This window comes from Hyunsoonleella ulvae (genome assembly GCF_016827605.1).
Taxonomy (GTDB): Bacteria; Bacteroidota; Bacteroidia; order Flavobacteriales; family Flavobacteriaceae; genus Jejuia; species Jejuia ulvae.
Genome location: NZ_JAEPJQ010000001.1, coordinates 1,029,188 through 1,047,350 on the forward strand (window position 1 = coordinate 1,029,188; position 18,163 = coordinate 1,047,350).

Here is an 18,163-nt window from a genome sequence, read left to right on the forward strand (position 1 = left end):
TAATAAATATACAACACAAAATAATTTTTAGACTAATCTAAATTTTGTTTTATATTTGCATAAAAATAGATGTATATGAAATACTTCGGTTTCATCCTTTTGTTGATGCCATGTTTATTTTTTGGACAAAATAAAGGGGCTAAAATCTCAGGTAAAATTACCTCTAACGACTTACCTGTTGCATATGCAAGCATTTATGTAAAAGGTGGCACACAAGGGGTTAGTGCTGATGAAAACGGAGTATACGAACTCATTATTCCTGCCGGAAATGTTACCTTAATAGTAGAGTCTCAAGGCTATCGCTCTGTTAGTAAAAATATTTCCCTTACAGCTGGATCAACTAAAACCATTAATTTCTCATTAGTTGAAGATGCACTTGGTTTAAATCAAATAGTAGTAAGCGCCACAAGAAATCGCATCAGTAAAAAGGAAGCTCCTGTTATTGTAAAAGTGCTAAGCCCTAAACTATTTAAAGCTACACAATCGCTTTCTTTAGCTGACGGACTTAATTACCAACCCGGAGTGCGTGTAGAAACGAATTGTCAAAACTGTGGCTTTACACAAGTACGCTTAAATGGTTTAGAAGGACAATACACTCAAATTTTGGTAAATAGTCGTCCCGTATTTAGCGCATTAAATGGTGTTTATGGTTTGGAGCAAATACCTGTTAATATCATTGATCATGTAGAAGTAGTAAGGAGTGGAGGTTCGGCACTATTTGGGTCCAACGCCATTGCAGGAACAATAAACGTAATTACCAAAGAACCTGTAAATAGCAGTTGGGAAGTAAATTCCACACTTGGTATTATTGATGGTACAACGGCAGATAGAAATGTAAATATAAACGCCTCTGTGGTTAGTGAGGACTTGATGAGTGGTATTACCGTTTATGGCATTTTTCGTGATCGTGATGCCTATGATGCTAATGGAGACGGATTTACAGAAATCACAGAATTAAACAACAATTCTTTGGGTGCTAAAGCATTTTTAAGGCCTAACGACAACAGTAAAATAGGCTTTGATTTTACTGGTATTCGAGAATACAGACGTGGTGGAAGCCAACTGGATTTAGCCCCTCAGTTTACAGATATTACTGAAGAATTAGACCACAATACAGTGTTTTCTGGTCTCGATTACGAATTATTTAATGATGAACGCACTAATAACTTAAGCGTATACACCTCGTTACAGTATACAAATAGAGATAGTTATTACGGTGGTCTTGGTGGGGGCAGAACCGCCACAGACTCCATACTAGCAAATAATGCATTTGGTGTAACCAAAGATATTGCGTTTGTAGCAGGAGCTAAATTTAATCATGAATTTACCAATAATGATGTTATTACTACAGGTGTAGAATATCAATTAAACGACACTGATGATGCCATTATTGGCTATAACCGTGTGGTAGACCAAAATGTAAAAAGCCTAGGATTATACGCACAGTACCAATGGAAACCTTCAGATAAGTTTTCGGCACTTATTGGTGCCCGTTTAGATAACGTAAATGTTGATGGTTTTTATACCATACAAGACATCGCTCGTAGTTCTAATGTATCAGAAACCGTATTAAGTCCGCGTTTAACATTATTATATAATATTACAGACGCACTCCAGTTTAGAGGCGGTTATGCCCGAGGTTTCAGGGCACCACAAGCCTTTAATGAAGATTTGCACATTTCTTCTGTAGGAGGCGAACAACGTTTTGTTATCTTGTCAAATAATCTTGAAAGTGAATTTTCTAACGCCTACACTGCCTCCTTAGATTTCACTAAAGATTTCAACAAAACCCAAACCAATCTTTTGGTAGAAGGTTTTTATACAACATTAACAAATCCGTTTACCATTGTAAGTACGGGAAACTCACTCCCCAATGGTTCTATTTTAGAAGAATCCAGAAATGGCTCAGGAGCTTACGTAGCTGGAGCAAATATTGAAATGAGTATATCGCCCGATCCAGATTTATTTTTTCAAGTAGGTGCCACTTTTCAAAAGTCCATCTACAAAGAGGAGCAAATACTGTTTGAAACTGATGGAAGCATACCTGGAGAACAAGATGTTATTTTAGATGAATTTGCCCGTACACCAAATGTATATGGTTTTATAAATTCTAATTGGCAAATTAGTGATGCACTAAAGCTGGATGTTACAGGAAGCTATACAGGATCTATGATTGTACCACGCGTTATTAGTGATTCTGGATTTATTGATTTAGTAAATTCTGAAGCCTTTTTGGATATGACAACCAAATTGAGCTATCATTTTGATCTCAAAGATACATTTCATGTAGAATTAAGTGGAGGTGTACAAAACCTTTTTAATAGTTATCAAAGTGATTTTGATACAGGTGCTGGTAGGGATTCTGATTATGTTTATGGTCCTAGCAGACCAAGAACTGTGTTTATTGGATTAAAATTTGGAGATTTTTAATGCTGTTTAAAATAAAACATATCGTCTTTTTTTTGTTGTTGTGTATCTCCATTCTACCTACATTTTCCCAAAATGAAAAAATCAATTGGTTATCATGGTCGCAACTGGAAAACGCTTTAAAAGAGGAACCAAAACCCGTATTAATTTTTTTTCATGCTGATTGGTGTGCATATTGTAAAAAAATGAAACGCAAAGTGTTTACCAATGCATCTGTAATACAACAAGTAAATACCGATTATTATGCTGTAGAAATGGATGTAGAAACCAAAGATACCATTGTATTTGATGGTGTTACTTTTGTAAATACGGAAGCTGAGAAAAAACGCAACGGCATCCATGAATTGCCTCTATTATTGGCCTCACGAGAAGACAAACCATTTTCTTTGCCCGCAATATTACTTTTAGATAAAAATTTTCAGATTAAAGAACGTATTTTTGAGTATTACACATCTAAACAATTATTAAACACCTTATGATTGACATTAAAATATGATCACACTATCAAAAAAATTACTATTACTCTCTCTTATTTGGTTATTATGCTTAGGGTGTAAAAACGAAAAAAACACCAATGGGAAACTAAACGTGGTAACCACTACTACGATGATAACCGATTTGGTTAAAAATATTGGCAGAGACCACATCAATTTACAAGGTTTAATGGGAAGTGGCGTAGACCCACACTTATATAAAGCCAGTGAAGGCGATGTTACTAAATTAGCTAATGCAGATATTATTTTTTATAACGGATTGCACTTGGAAGGAAAGCTTGTTGAGGTTTTTGAGAAGATGAAAAACAAGAAAACAATTGCTATTTCAGATGCTGTAGACAAAACGACATTGATTGGCTCTGAGTATTTTGCATCAAACTATGATCCGCATATTTGGTTTGATATCAACTATTGGAAACAAGCCACGCAATATGTGGTTAATACGTTATCAGATGCCATTCCTGAACAAAAGGTTAATTTTGAAACCAATGGAAATGCGTATTTAAAACAGTTGGACAGCTTACAATCCAACATACAAGCTAAAATTGCACAACTTCCCAAAGCACAACGTATTTTGGTAACGGCGCACGATGCTTTTAATTACTTCGGAAAAGCGTTTGATTTTGAGGTTGTGGGATTACAAGGCTTATCTACCGCTACTGAAGCTGGGGTGCAAGATGTACAAAAACTATCCGCTTTTATCATTGAAAATAAGGTAAAAGCTATTTTTGTAGAAAGCTCTGTACCAAAACGCACCATTGAAGCATTACAAGCCTCAGTAAAATCTAAAGGTCATAACGTTACTATAGGAGGAGAGTTGTATTCTGATGCACTAGGCGATGCAGGAACGGTAGAAGGTACTTATATTGGAATGTTTGATTATAATGTAAACACTATTGTAGAGGCGCTTAAATAAGCCTCTCCTAACCTCCCCAAAGGGGAGGAACTTAACACTTGCATAGAAATGAAGAGTTAAAGCAATTTGAAATAAAGAAATGATTTAGCAAAAAGGTCAACATCCAAGTCAATTCAAAGAATTGATTATCAAGGCTAAATTATCAGTAGAAGAAAGGTTAAAACAGTACTAATTGTACATTTGCCTAAATATTGGAATTAAGAAAATTGAAAAACAATTCAGTATAAGAAATAAAATAATAGAAAGTCGAGTCCCAATTTCCGATACAATCGGAATCATCAATCTGCAGAAATAATGAGCGAAGAAACGGAAGTGCGATGCGCAGCATCTAGCATGGAGTTTCGAGAGCGAATAATCCGCAGGAATTTCCTCAGATTGATTTGATTTTTTGGTTTGTTTTGCATCAAGGCAAAATGAATATACAAATAAAAGTAAAGTATGGCTAAAAATGATAATATAAAAATAGAGACACCTGCCTCCGCAGGTGTGATAGCCGTAAAAGTAGACGACCTAACTGTAGCTTACAACTACAAACCCGTACTTTGGGATATCGATCTGGAAATTCCAGAGGGTGTGCTTATGGCCATTGTAGGACCCAATGGCGCAGGGAAATCTACACTTATAAAATCTATTTTGGGTATTTTAAAACCCATTGCGGGTAGCGTTAGTATTTACGATAAGCCCTACGACAAACAGCGTCAACTTGTAGCCTATGTTCCGCAAAAGGGAAGTGTAGATTGGGATTTCCCAACTACAGCCCTTGATGTGGTGATGATGGGAACTTACGGTAGTTTAGGTTGGATAAAACGCCCTGGTCAAAAACAAAAAAAGGCAGCTTTAGAAGCGCTGGAAAAAGTAGGCATGTTACCTTTTAAAAGTAGGCAGATTAGTCAGCTTTCCGGTGGTCAACAACAACGTATTTTTTTAGCGAGGGCCCTGGTACAAAATGCTTCTATCTATTTTATGGATGAACCATTTCAAGGGGTAGATGCAACCACAGAAATTGCCATCATCAACATTTTAAAAGAACTTAGAAAAGCAGGTAAAACAGTAATTGTGGTACATCACGATTTACAAACCGTACCAGAGTATTTTGATTGGGTAACATTCTTAAATGTAAAAAAGATTGCTACTGGACCCGTGAAAGATATTTTTAATGATGATAACCTTACCAAAACTTATGGTATTAATTATAAAGTGAGCATACAGGAGTAAGAGAGCATACAGTTTACAGTCGCAGTAAACAGTACTAACTCAAAAATAAATTTGAATTTATGTTAGAACTAAGGATGGAGTCAGCAGAAAGTCAAGTCCCGAATTCCGATACAATCGGAATCGTCAATCTGCTGAAATAATGAGTGAAAAAACAAAAGTGCGATGCGAAGCATCTGGCATGTAGTTTCGAAAACGAATGTTGCTTTTAGCAATTTCCTCAGATTGACATGATCTTTTGGTTCGTTTTGCATCAAGGTAAAATGAACATAAATAAATTACTAGGTCCTGAATCAAGTTCAGGATGACAAAATAGAAAATGCGAAAAGGAGAAAATCTCAGATTTCGTAAAAATTATGGACATAACAGAATATATAAAACTAGTTTTCACAGACTACACCCTAAGAACCATAACACTCGGCACTGCCATTCTTGGTGCCGTTACAGGTATGCTAGGTAGTTTTGCCGTACTAAGAAAACAAAGTTTATTAGGCGATGCCATTTCGCATGCCGCTTTACCTGGTATTGCTATTGCTTTTTTAATTACAGGCACAAAAGACAGCAACGTATTGCTATTGGGCGCACTCATCAGCGGACTCATAGGCACATTCTGGATTCGAGGCATTATCAAAAAAACGCATTTAAAGTCGGATACGGCTTTAGGATTGATTTTATCCCTGTTCTTTGGTTTTGGTATGTTATTGCTAACCTTTATTCAAAAACAACCCAACGCCAACCAGGCAGGATTGGACAAATATCTATTCGGGCAAGCCGCAACATTGGTAGAACATGATGTTTGGATGATGGCTATTGTTACAGGCATTTGTTTGTTTGTTCTATTATTGTTTTGGAAAGAATTTAAAATCCTTCTATTTGATGCAGATTATACCAAAACACTTGGTTTCAATACAAAAACTATTGATGTCCTAATTACCTCGTTTATTGTTTTGGCAATCGTTCTAGGACTCCAAACAGTTGGCGTTGTGTTAATGAGTGCTATGTTGCTGGCTCCCGCCGCCGCCGCAAGACAATGGACAAACAGTTTAAGCCTTATGGTGTTTCTGTCCGCCATTTTTGGTGCATTTTCTGGGGTTTTTGGAACTGCCATTAGCGCCACTCAAAACAATTTATCTACTGGGCCTGTAATTGTTATCATTGCTAGCATATTTGTTTTAGTATCCTTTGTTTTTTCTCCAAGTCGAGGTTTACTGTTTAAACAAATTAGGGTCATAAAAAACCGTCGCGATCTGCAATTACATAAAACCTTAGCTTTTATGTATAATATCGTAGAAAGCCATGATAATATTTCGCATCCGCATGCCATAAAAATTCTAAACAATTTTCAAGGTTACACCAAAAGCACATTGCAAAAATTAGTTCAAAAAAACTACGTAAAACTTGATGGTAGTATGTGGAGCTTAACAGAAGATGGTTTTAAAACCGCATCAAACCTATACAATCAACAAAACAATAACAATGAGTAGCGCACAGCTGGAAATACAATTAATTGCGAGTTTGGTTGCCATTGCCTGTGCCATTCCAGGAACATTTTTAGTACTCAGAAAAATGGCTATGATAAGTGATGCCATTAGCCATTCCATCTTGCCTGGTATTGTAGTTGGTTTTTTCATTACCCAAGATTTAAATTCGCCATTACTGATAATTCTTGCTGCCTTAACTGGAATTTTAACTGTAGTTTTGGTAGAATACATCCAAAAAACAGGACTTGTAAAAGAAGATACCGCTATTGGTTTGGTATTTCCTGCTTTGTTTAGTATTGGAGTGATTATGATTGCAAAAAACGCCAACGACATCCATTTAGATGTTGATGCAGTGTTATTGGGAGAATTGGCTTTTGCGCCTTTTGACCGTTTAATGGTTTCAGGTGTAGATATTGGTCCAAAATCCCTATGGATTATAGGCAGTATTCTCATCATTACCACAGGGCTATTATTCTCCTTTTTTAAAGAATTAAAAATAAGCACGTTTGACGCTGGCTTAGCTGCGTCTTTAGGTTTTTCTCCAGCCATCATCCATTATGGATTGATGACGGTGTCTTCTATAACTACAGTAGGCGCTTTTGATGCCGTAGGCGCAATACTTGTAGTAGCTTTAATGATTGCCCCTGCAGCAACAGCTTATTTATTAACCAATAAATTAAAACGTATGCTTATTTACGCTATCGGCTTTGGCGTGTTTAGTGCCATTTCTGGCTATTGGGTGGCACATTGGCTAGACGCATCAATTGCTGGATCTATCACAACAATGTTGGGATTAATCTTCTTAATAACATACTTATTTGCTCCAAACCGAGGCATTATTGCTGTATTATATCGTGAAAAACAACAACGTACAGAAGTGTCCCTACTCACTTTCCTATTACACTTAAAAAATCATACAGAAGAACGTGAGCGCCACGTTAATCATCTGAATGAACATATTAATTGGCACAAAGTACGCTCTAAAACAGTTTTGGATTTGGCTTTAAAAAACAATATGATTCAACTAGAAAAGAATGTTGTGTCTTTAACTGAAAAAGGCGAAGATTTTACCTCCAAAGCTATCGACTATATCATTACAAATAAAGACGCACAAATTGAAGCCATGAAAGATGATTTCTTTTTATTTAGGGGATAGGTCATTACATCTCGTCCAAATTTATAATCTTTCAATGAATTTAAAATCCCATTCCTCTCTATAATTGTGTATTTCATCAAAAAATTATTTTTTTGTTAAAGTCATTAGCACTCAAAATGTTAAGTTTTCGTACTTTTATTTTACTAAACAAATCCCATGAAATACATTCTACTGATGGTAATATCCCTATATACCATCAAAATTTCTGCACAAGAAAAAATTCCTTTTATCGATTTAGATGATATCTACGAGCAACTGTCTGATGAAGACACAAAAGAGGATTACAAAAAAAATATAGAGCTATTAAATACGATAAGTGAAAATGATTCTTCTTATTGCGATGTACTAGTCACTAAATCATACTACCTGTTAAATTCAGAGCGATATGACGAGGCCATTGATGTCGTAAACGAAGGTTTAAAAAGAGATTGTACCACTTTAAATACCTCACTTTATATAAATAAAGGTTTAATTTATGTGCTTACAGAAAAATATGATGAAGCCATAAAAGTTTATGATGAAGCTTTAAAAACCTATCCAAAAAATGCAGAATTATGGTGCAATAAAGGCTTAGCCCTAGAAAACGCTTCGAGAATTGAAGAAGCTGTACAAGCATATAAAACCGCAATTACTTTAAAACCAACCTATGCGAGGCCACATTTGCAATTGGGTAATATTTGTTACCAACAAGAACGCATTACACAAGCCCTAATGTGCTTTAATGTGTATTTAATTTTAATAATAGATGAAGAGGATGCCTTTACAACCTTACAGTCTTTAAATAATATTGTTGCTTCCAGAAATGAAAATAAAGCAGATCCTGACATTGAAATTTCCAAGGACGATGAAGCTTTTGATGAATTGGATTTAATCTTGAATAACAAAATTGCCCTAAATAAAAAGTATAAAACTGGCCATAAAATTGAAATTTCGCTTACCAAACAAAATCATGCGCTATTACAACAAATACAGGATTTTGAAGGTTATGAAGGGTTTTGGGATAAAAAATATGTAATGCTTTACAAATGGATTGCTGAAAATAATCTTTTTGAAAACTTTATTTATACACTATGCTATCCAATAGAAAATGAAAAATATAAGAAGATTGTAAACAGCAATGAAAAAAACATTGTGGACTTTCTCAAAAAATTCTACAGTAAATGGCGAAGCATTCTTAAAACCAACACTATAGCGTTTGATGGCAAATCTCAAGAAGTTTCTAATTATTATTATGATAATTATACACAAGCTGTCGGGAAAATGAATGGAGAAACGTCAGTCGGCAAATGGTTTATCTATAACGAAGATGGGCAATTATCCTCTGAAGGTATTTATGATGAAAACGGAGAGCGCGACCAAAAATGGACTTGGTATTATACAAACGGTAAAGTAAGAGAAACAGCCATATATAAAAACACAAAATTAAACGGAGAAAACCTGCATTTCTTTGATAATGGAAAGCCTAAAATAGTGGCAAACTTTTTAGACGGAAAACTAGACGGTAAATATTTGGTTTACAATGATGACGGTGCACTTATTGAAGAAAAACATTTTAAAGAAGGTAAATTAGACGGATTATACCAATCGTATTTTAAAGTTGGCAAACAATTATTAGAATGGCATGTACCCTACAAAGATGGTAAAGTAGAATCTGTCGCTAAGGAATATTATGCCAATGGCGATCTTTTTGCCGACATTCCTTTTGTTGATGGAAAAAGACACGGGGAATACAAAGATTTTCACTTTAATAAAAAAATAGCTTCAGAAGTAAGTTATGCCAATGGTGAGTTAAACGGCCCATACAAAACATACCATACAAATGGAAAAATTCATAAAGAAGGTAATAGCGTTGATGATTTTTACCACGGTCCATTTAAAACCTATTACAGAGATGGTGTTGTAGAAAGTGATGAAATTTACAGTAATGGTTCTTTAGACGGTATTAATAAATACTACGATACAGATGGCAAAATAATCAGTGAGTTTACCTATCGTAAAGGCGAAGTAATTGCTTATAAATACTACAATAAAAAAGGGGAAATTATAAAAGAAGCCCGAAAAAAAGGTGGCGAATTTCAGTTTGCAGGATATTATGCCCATGGTAATAAATTTTCGGAGGGCCTTTACGATATTAAAGGAGGAAAAAAAGGATTATGGAAATTCTATTCAGAAAACGGAGTACTTACAAGTAAAGGAAAGTACATTGACAATAAGGCTACCGGGGAACATATTGATTATTATAACAACGGAGAAGTAAAATCAATATCTCAATATGAAAACGATTCCTTAACGGGCTACTATACCACGTACCATATAAACGGTAAATTACAAAAACAAGGGTGGTACAAAAAGAATGCAGCTCATGGCGAATGGCGTACATACTACATTAATGGTACTTTAAAAGAAATTAACTTTTACCATAGCGGAAAACTATATGGTAAACAAGAACTTTTTGCCGTAAATGGAAATCCGGAACGTACCTATTACTATAAACAAGGAAAACTATTTTCTGAAACCTATTATGACCATGAAGGAAATGTATTAGGGAAAATTAACTACCGTCCTGATGAAAACAATTATAAGGTAGATTATAAGCAAAGTAATGGTAAAACAGGTATAGAAATAGATTATGTAAATGGCGTAAAACATGGCAAATATACTAGTTATGACTATTACGGAAACACCAGATTAGAAGGATATTACAACAATGGCAGCATGGATAGTGTGTGGACATGGTACAATTCTAATGGTACTAAAAGTTATGTAAAACACTACAGAGATGGTAACCTTAATGGAGAATTATTAGATTTTCATGAAAATGGTAAGCTAGATAAAAAAGAAATGTATGAGTTTGGAAAAATAGTTGGTGTTTCTGAAGCCCATCATAATAATGGTAATACATCCCAAACAACAGAACGCTTCTATGGAAAAACCCACGGTAGAATGGAATTTTACGATTATTCAGGAAAATTGCAACTCATACGGTTTTATAACCACAACAGACTTATAGGATACAGTTATCATGACGCTGAAGGAAACGAATTGCCTATGATTCCCATAAAAAATGAAACAGGTAAAATAAAATCGTTTTTCGATAACGGAAACGTTGCTCGAGAAATGGAATATAAAAATGGGAATTTAGTGAATCTTTACAAAGAATATTATTATTCAGGGCAGCTTGAAAGTGAATTAAATTTCATAGATGGGGATTACAACGGCACTATAACTTACTATTACCCTAACGGAAATAAAAAAGCCGTTTACAATTACGAACATGGTATATTACAGGGGGTAACCACTAAATATCACGAAAATGGCAAAGTTAAAGAAGAGCGCCATTATGTGAACGACTATTTAGAAGGCCCAAAAAAATATTACGATACAAATGGAAAGTTAACCAAAGAAGAGCTTTACTTTAATGATGATATTTACAAAACCCAAACTTTTTAAGATGCGTATTTTATGGTGCCTTTTATTAGGTTTCAGCCTAACGTGTTTAGCTCAAGAGTCTGAAGAGTTTAAACGGTACAAAACACTATACCCAAACGCTACAGCAGTTACCTTAAACAAGGAAACCACTATTACCATAAAACTCAATAATGAAAACATAGACATTACCCAAGAACATTTTGAGGAAGATTTATATTTAGATGAAGGAGCAAGTAGAAATGCAAAAAGATCATTACACTTTTCCTCTTTTTTTGAGTTAGAAGATGTTAAGGCATCCTCTTTCGTGTTTTCTGATGGAAAATACAGAGAAATGGAAGTCAAGGAGTTTTCAGAAAAAGACGAATTAGATCAATCGTTTCATGATGATTCTAAGTCTTTAAACTTCATTTTCCCGAACCTCCAAAAAGGCTCTAAATCACGTTTAAAATATTCTGAAAACGTAAAAAATCCACGATTTTTAAGTCCGTTTTATTTTGGCGATTTCTCTCCTATTGTCAATAACAAAATTACCATTGTAGCAGATAAAAATATAACCCTAAAATTCAAAGCATTTCAAACTGAGGATTTAGACATCAAATTTAACAAACAAGAAAAACGAAATACAACTATCTACACATGGGAATTAAAAAACATGGACAAATTTAAGTATGAGTATAATTCCCCTACTTATAAAAAAATATTTCCGCACATAGTTCCAATAATTACGTCCTATAAAGCCAACAACAATACCATAGCTTTGGCAAATAAAGTAGACGATTTATACCAATGGTACTACTCGCTAGTAAAAGATATCAATAAAGATGAACCAAACCAGGAGTTAATAAAAGTAGTAGAAAATTTAACGGCAGATAAAACCAACGATTTTGAAAAGGTAAAAGCCATTTATTATTGGACACAAAAAAATATAAAATACATTGCCTTTGAGTATGCTTTGGGAGGCTTTATTCCAAGACAGGCAAATGATGTATTTAATAAAAAATATGGTGATTGTAAAGACAACTCAAGCATCCTATTTAAAATGCTAGAAATTGCTGGTATTGAAGGCGATCTCACATGGATAGGCACCAGAAAAATACCCTATAGCTATGATGAAGTCCCTACGCCTATTGTAGACAACCACATGATTTTATCCTATACAGACGCAGCAGATAACACGTATTTTTTAGATGCTACGGGAAGGTTTATACCCATAGATTACCCAACACCTTTTATTCAAGGAAAAGAAGCCCTAATCTCTAAAGGAGCATCTGGTTTTGTAATTAAAAAAGTACCTGTAGTACCTGCAGCAAAAAATGCAGTAATCGATACCACAATTGTAAATCTAGAAGGCGAGAACTTAATAGGCACCTCTAAAGTAGAAATATGCGGGTATCGTAAATTGGATTGTTTTGACGCCCTAGAATATGCCAATACAGCAGAAAAGCTAAAAACCTTTTACATAAAGCAATTAGAAAAAGGTAACAACAGATTTATTATTGAAAATTTTACTGAAACCAACAAGTTCCACTACGATAAAAATTTAATAGTAGACTATAACTTTAATTTGAATGGCTACGCTAAAAAATTGGGCGATGAAATCTACGTCAATCTAAATTTAAATAAGGAGCTTAGCCCATACAAAATGGACGACGATCGTAAAAACGACTTAGAATACGATTACAAAAGTTATTTTGACTATACCACAACGCTAAACATTCCCGAAGGTTATACTGTGGATTATATTCCTGAAAATGTATCTGTCTCAAACAATTTAATAAGTACCAGTATCAGTTATACAGTAAGTGAAAATACAGTAATATACAAACACGATGTTACATTTAACTTCATCAATCTAACCTTAGAGGAGCAAAAAGAGGTTGATAAAGTGGTAAAAACTATTGAAAAAGCCTATAAAGAAGTAATTATTCTTAAAAAATTATAACATAATGATAAAATCCAAACTACTATTTGTAATTCTTTTTGTCGTTCAGATAATCCCTGCACAAACCACCCTCTTTTTTAGTGATTACGATTGGGAAACAACACCAAAGTATGCTGTTCCAGAAGGTACAGAAGATCACATTATGGGGGTAAAAGATAAAATAGCTACCGAGTTCTATTTTGAAGACGATGGTTTGGTAGAATATTTTTTAGAGCATAAGGTGTACTGGTTAAATTCTGATGAAAAGATTGAAGCATACAACAAAGTATATTTGCCTTACAATAACTCTTCAGAATTAAAAATTAACAAGGCTAGGGTAATTACTAAAAACCATAAAATCATTGAGCTAGACGAGAGTAAAATTTTAACCGCGCAAGACGAGGAAACTGGTAGAAACTACAAATATTTTGCATTTGAAGGCGTAACAAAAGGTAGTTTTATAGAGTATTTTTATGTAGTTAAACGCTACCCTAGATATAGTGGTAAACGGCTTACCCTTCAAAAAAGCTACAACATAAAAGATTTGGAATTCGATTTATATGCACCCAAAAATCTAGTTTTCGAGTTTAAAAGCTACAATGGTATTCCTGAAGTAGAGCGCGATACAGTAATGAAAGAAAAACTGCATTGGCAGTTAAAAATAAACGACCTAAAAGGGCTTTTAAAAGAAGAAGTTTCTGCCTACAATGCATTAAAAGGCTCTATAATTTACAAGCTAGACAGAAATACATATAGCAATGTAAGAGATATTTCATCGTATAGTAAAGTAGCACAAAATATTTATAATTTTTATTATCCAGAAATATCAGATAAAACCACAAAACAGCTTAAAAAATTTATTGATGAAGCCACAGGTAAAAAAAGTTTAGAGGGCGAAGCTCTTATCAGAAAATTAGAGCTCTATGTAAAAAGTAATATTTTTATTTCTGAAGGTGGTAGCGATAACTTAAAAAACCTTAATGAGGTTATAAAAAATAAAGTAGCGAATGAAGCAGGAGTTTTAAAACTCTACACGGCATTGTTTAAACACTTGGGCATTAAACACGAAATAGTACTAACAAGCGACAGAAAGGAATTAAAATTCGACAAGGAGTTTGAAGCCAATAATTTTCTAACAGACTTCTTAATTTACTTCAACGCATACAAAACCTATATGTCTCCCGTTAAATTAGATTCGCGTTATGGGTTTCCACCAGCAAGTTTAACAGATAATTATGGCCTTTTTATAAAAGAAGTAAAAGTAGGGGATTTTACATCTGGATTAGGTAAAATAAAATATATAAAACCTATTCCTGCTGAAAAAACTGTGGATAAAATGATACTCGACATCTCTTTTGAAACAGATAATATTGCGAATTGTAAAGTAAAGCTAGACCGTGCCATGTCTGGGTACTATGGCATGTATTTTCACCCCATAATGAATTTAATAAAGGAAGAAAATAAAGACGAATTAGTTGAAGGTTTTGCCACTAATCTACATAAAGATGTTACAATAAACAGCAAAAAGATAGTAAATGAAGATCCAGAATTATTTGGTATAAAGCCTATACATTTTGTCCTAGATTTTGAATCTGAAGCGTTTACTGAAAAAGCAGGTAAAAAATACCTATTTAAAGTAGGAGAACTTATTGGTAGACAAATAGAAATGTATCAGGAAAAGCAACGTGTACTACCCGTTGAAAATGATTTTACCAGAAGCTATTTTAGAACTATAAATATTACCATTCCAGATGGTTATAAAATTGCAAATTTAGATGATATCAACATTAAAAACACCCATATAAAGGATGGTAAAGAAATTTTAATTTTTGATTCTTATTACGAAATAGATGGTAACCAATTAAAAATTACTGCAGACGAACATTACCGAAAAAACATCATTGAAGTAGAGCATTTTGAGGCATACAGAACAGTTATAAATAGCGCAGCTGATTTCAATAAAGTTGTTTTGGTGTTTGAGCCTATATAATGCAGTTTATAAAAGACTCTCTTATTTTCAGCTTATGTCTTGGTATATTTATTGTGGCTAATTTCAAAACTAGCCATTATGAAAAACTTATTTCTTACACTAACTTGTGCCTTTTTTATTATTTCATGTGATACTACAAAAAAGTATGAAGGTAAGTGGCGACTAAACCCATTAGGATTAAACGACAATGATCTTGACTACCCAACAAATATCTATATAGAAAGCGACTCTATAAAATTCAATTACTATTCATTTGATCACTGGCATGTGTTTCCTCTAGAGATTAAACATAACAAGTTCCTATTCAATAATTGGAAAATAAACATTGATAGACTCAAAGACACGATATTTATAAATAAAAAAGCTTATGTTAAAGATGAAAATGACAGTATTTTTAATTGGTGGTGGGATAAACCAATTCTAAATATTGAACTATCAAAAATAAAATCCAAATACTTTAGCTTTGAAAAAGTAAATAATTATACCCCTAAAAGCTATATCTATTTTGGTAAACGTATAGATAACTACGAGTTCAGTTTACAGTTGAATGACCACTATGCTGAAATAAATGATATTCCTGCATTTCTAAGTTCTCAAAGAGCCTCCCTTAGAGAAGAATTAACCCCATTTTTCACAACTGTTTTGATTATTGACAAAACAACTCCATTAAAGTATGTTGAAGGGATTTTTCATGAGCTTAAAAAAGTAAATCAACTAAAAATTAATTTTATAAATTCTTTTGATATAAAATTTAATGAAATTAAAGGGCTATATTATGATTATGAAATTTTAAACACAAAACTTCCTTATCTTATGGAAAATGATTTTTATGTTCCAGGAATATTAAAAAGTCCTCACTCTCCACCACCACCTCCTGCTCCTTTCCCATTTTTTATTAAAGAAAACCTCAATCCAGAATTCGTATTACTCAAAAACAATAGTATTTATTACAACAACAAAACCATCTCTAGCTCTGAATTGGAACGTTTAACTATACAATGGGTTGAAAACAAAAATGCTATTTTTAGTTTGTATGATTTAGAATCCACATATGAAAGTTTTCTGGAAATCACAGCTACTATAAGATCAGTCTACCGAAATAAAAGAAATACACTCTCAAAAACTAAATTCAATAAACCTCTAGATGAATTAAAACTAGAAGAAATAAGGATAATAAATCATGAAATACCTGTGCATCATGTTTGGAGTTTTTCTATACCTCATTTTAATTCTATTATTAATGAAGACAACTCTTTTTTTGGGTTAAAAGTTCCAGTATTAATTCCTCATTAAATAACAAGAGATAAGCTGTATTATGGCACAACACAACGAACTAGGTAAAAAAGGCGAACAGCTTGCAGTAGATTTTCTTTTAAATCACAACTACACTATTATAGAACGCAACTACCGTTTTGAAAAGGCTGAAGTAGACATCATTGCCCAAAAAGATGACACTCTTGCCATTATTGAAGTTAAAACACGCTCTACGACAGATTTTGGAGATCCGCAAGACTTTGTAAAACCTAAACAGATAAAAAATCTAGTAAAGGCCGTAGATGAATACGTCACTGAAAACGATTTAGATGTAGAAGTTAGGTTTGATATTATCGCTATTGTAAAAGAAAGTAAAACCTATAACATTGAGCATTTAGAAAATGCTTTTTATCATTTTTAAATGCCCGGGTAAAGAGAAGCATCTCAAATAATAAGTAGATTACTATTTCTTACGGAATGAAGAATGCACAACAAGACATCGTTATACAGGATGCCGCATTGAGAATAATAATTTATTTCTCAAAAAACTGTTTCAACGCTTCTAAATCCTCAGGTTTTGCCGCAATTTTTTTGTCTTTATCTAAAATAAAATACGTTGGTGTTGCTGTTACCCCGTAACTATTACCAATTTTATTATCCCATTTTCCCTCTCCGTAAACATGCAAAAAATTTGGAAAATCGTAGGTTAAGCTTTTCCAACCATCTGGTTCATCCTCCAAGCCAATAGCTATAACCTTTAGTTTTTCATTTTCTAATGCTTTACTAAATTCATGTAATTGTGGAATTTCATCTAAACAATGAGAACAACCACTACTCCAAAACGCTATAATATAATGCTCTGCTATATTTAACTCACTTAAATGTTTTAAAACAGTTTTCTCTTTTTCTTTAACCTCTGTGGAGAAATCAGGTGCTGGGTTTCCTATGGATGTATCTTGATATAAAATTAAAGCTTGTAACAATAGTTGGTCGTTTAACTTAACCGATAAATCCATCAGGTACTTTTCAGCAATAAAATTAGCTACTGGTTCCATCTTTAAGTCAACCATCTGCTCCCACAAATCGGTATATAACGATTTCTTGATAACATCAGCAGCATCTTTTATTTTACTGTTAAATACTTCTATATTTCTCTTATAATCTTCAATTTCATTACCATTATTAGAAGACATTCCAAAAACATAATTCAGCATACGCTCTGTAAGGAATTTAGAACGTTGTAACGTACCATTATTAAAATCTACATAATTAAAATAATTGTCCTTAAGTCCTTGAATATAGGTTTGAACATCTACAGCGTGTTTTGGAATATAGGGTTTATTTGCCTTTATAAAATTAGATACAATCGTACCTTTGGAAGCCTCTTCAAACCCCTGTTGGGTTTCACGTTGGGTTTTAAAAATAGCAGCCAAAGCAAGCGTATCCTTTGTTTCGCTTGTATCCCCATAATAGTTACTAATACTGTTAGTAATCATTAGCATACTATTGGTATAAGATTCTAATAATTTGTTTTCTCGTGATGATAAAAATTTCACACCCGTTTCTGAATTAAAATCAAGCTCAATATCTTCCTCTCCATTATAAATTACATCAAAATTGTATTCTTCTTGTGGCACTGCATAGGTAATGCGATACATGCCCTTAGTAATTGTAGAATCTAATGTAATTTCAAAACTACCATCTGCAGCAATAGGTGTATTAGTTACGTAGTTGGAATGTGTTGGTTCTACTTTGTATAGCAGGGCAAGTTCAAAATTACCAGCAGGAGTAAATGTGCCTTTAATACTGTGTTGCCCGTAAAAAATAAATGGTGCTACTAAGAATAAAATTAAAAAATACTTTAGTTTCATTGTAATAGATTC

At 33.5% G+C, this 18,163-nt stretch carries 12 protein-coding genes; 11 read left to right on the plus strand and 1 reads right to left on the minus strand.

What is annotated here, in order from left to right; all coding sequences use genetic code 11:
* Positions 1 to 75 precede the first annotated feature (75 nt).
* From JS605_RS04675 to JS605_RS04725, 11 genes are all read left to right on the plus strand, one after another.
* Positions 76 to 2,430 (plus strand): TonB-dependent receptor, encoded by a 2,355-nt coding sequence (locus JS605_RS04675; RefSeq protein WP_239000249.1) that lies wholly within the window; start codon positions 76 to 78, stop codon positions 2,428 to 2,430.
* A complete protein-coding gene (locus JS605_RS04680; RefSeq protein WP_203256493.1) occupies positions 2,430 to 2,906 on the plus strand; it encodes a thioredoxin family protein in 477 nt (158 codons plus the stop codon). The genes JS605_RS04675 and JS605_RS04680 overlap by 1 nt, the downstream gene beginning before the upstream one ends.
* Before the next feature lie 13 nt (positions 2,907 to 2,919).
* On the plus strand, positions 2,920 to 3,837 hold the full coding sequence (locus tag JS605_RS04685; protein ID WP_203256494.1) for a metal ABC transporter solute-binding protein, Zn/Mn family: 918 nt from the start codon (positions 2,920 to 2,922) through the stop codon (positions 3,835 to 3,837).
* Between the two features lie 438 nt (positions 3,838 to 4,275).
* Positions 4,276 to 5,052 carry a metal ABC transporter ATP-binding protein gene (locus JS605_RS04690; RefSeq protein WP_239000250.1) on the plus strand — a complete coding sequence of 259 codons (777 nt, stop codon included), beginning with the start codon at positions 4,276 to 4,278 and terminating at the stop codon, positions 5,050 to 5,052.
* A gap of 353 nt (positions 5,053 to 5,405) precedes the next feature.
* Positions 5,406 to 6,533 carry a metal ABC transporter permease gene (locus JS605_RS04695; protein WP_203256495.1) on the plus strand — a complete coding sequence of 376 codons (1,128 nt, stop codon included), beginning with the start codon at positions 5,406 to 5,408 and terminating at the stop codon, positions 6,531 to 6,533.
* Positions 6,526 to 7,686: a metal ABC transporter permease gene (locus JS605_RS04700; protein ID WP_203256496.1), complete on the plus strand. Its 1,161-nt coding sequence runs from the start codon at positions 6,526 to 6,528 to the stop codon at positions 7,684 to 7,686. Before JS605_RS04695 ends, JS605_RS04700 begins: the two co-directional genes overlap by 8 nt.
* 156 nt (positions 7,687 to 7,842) lie before the next feature.
* A complete protein-coding gene (locus tag JS605_RS04705) occupies positions 7,843 to 11,136 on the plus strand; it encodes a tetratricopeptide repeat protein (protein WP_203256497.1) in 3,294 nt (1,097 codons plus the stop codon).
* Position 11,137: 1 nt separating this feature from the next.
* Entirely contained in the window at positions 11,138 to 13,057 is a 1,920-nt protein-coding gene (locus tag JS605_RS04710) for a DUF3857 domain-containing protein (protein ID WP_239000251.1), read from the plus strand.
* A gap of 4 nt (positions 13,058 to 13,061) precedes the next feature.
* Positions 13,062 to 15,026 (plus strand): DUF3857 domain-containing protein, encoded by a 1,965-nt coding sequence (locus tag JS605_RS04715; RefSeq protein ID WP_203256499.1) that lies wholly within the window; start codon positions 13,062 to 13,064, stop codon positions 15,024 to 15,026.
* Positions 15,027 to 15,104: 78 nt separating this feature from the next.
* Complete coding sequence (locus JS605_RS04720; RefSeq protein WP_203256500.1) at positions 15,105 to 16,319, plus strand: hypothetical protein; 1,215 nt, start codon at positions 15,105 to 15,107, stop codon at positions 16,317 to 16,319.
* Positions 16,320 to 16,341: 22 nt separating this feature from the next.
* Positions 16,342 to 16,701 (plus strand): YraN family protein, encoded by a 360-nt coding sequence (locus JS605_RS04725; RefSeq protein WP_203256501.1) that lies wholly within the window; start codon positions 16,342 to 16,344, stop codon positions 16,699 to 16,701.
* A gap of 112 nt (positions 16,702 to 16,813) precedes the next feature.
* Here JS605_RS04725 and JS605_RS04730 read toward each other — a convergent pair whose 3' ends face one another.
* On the minus strand, positions 16,814 to 18,151 hold the full coding sequence (locus tag JS605_RS04730; RefSeq protein WP_203256502.1) for a TlpA family protein disulfide reductase: 1,338 nt from the start codon (positions 18,149 to 18,151) through the stop codon (positions 16,814 to 16,816).
* Positions 18,152 to 18,163: the final 12 nt, after the last annotated feature.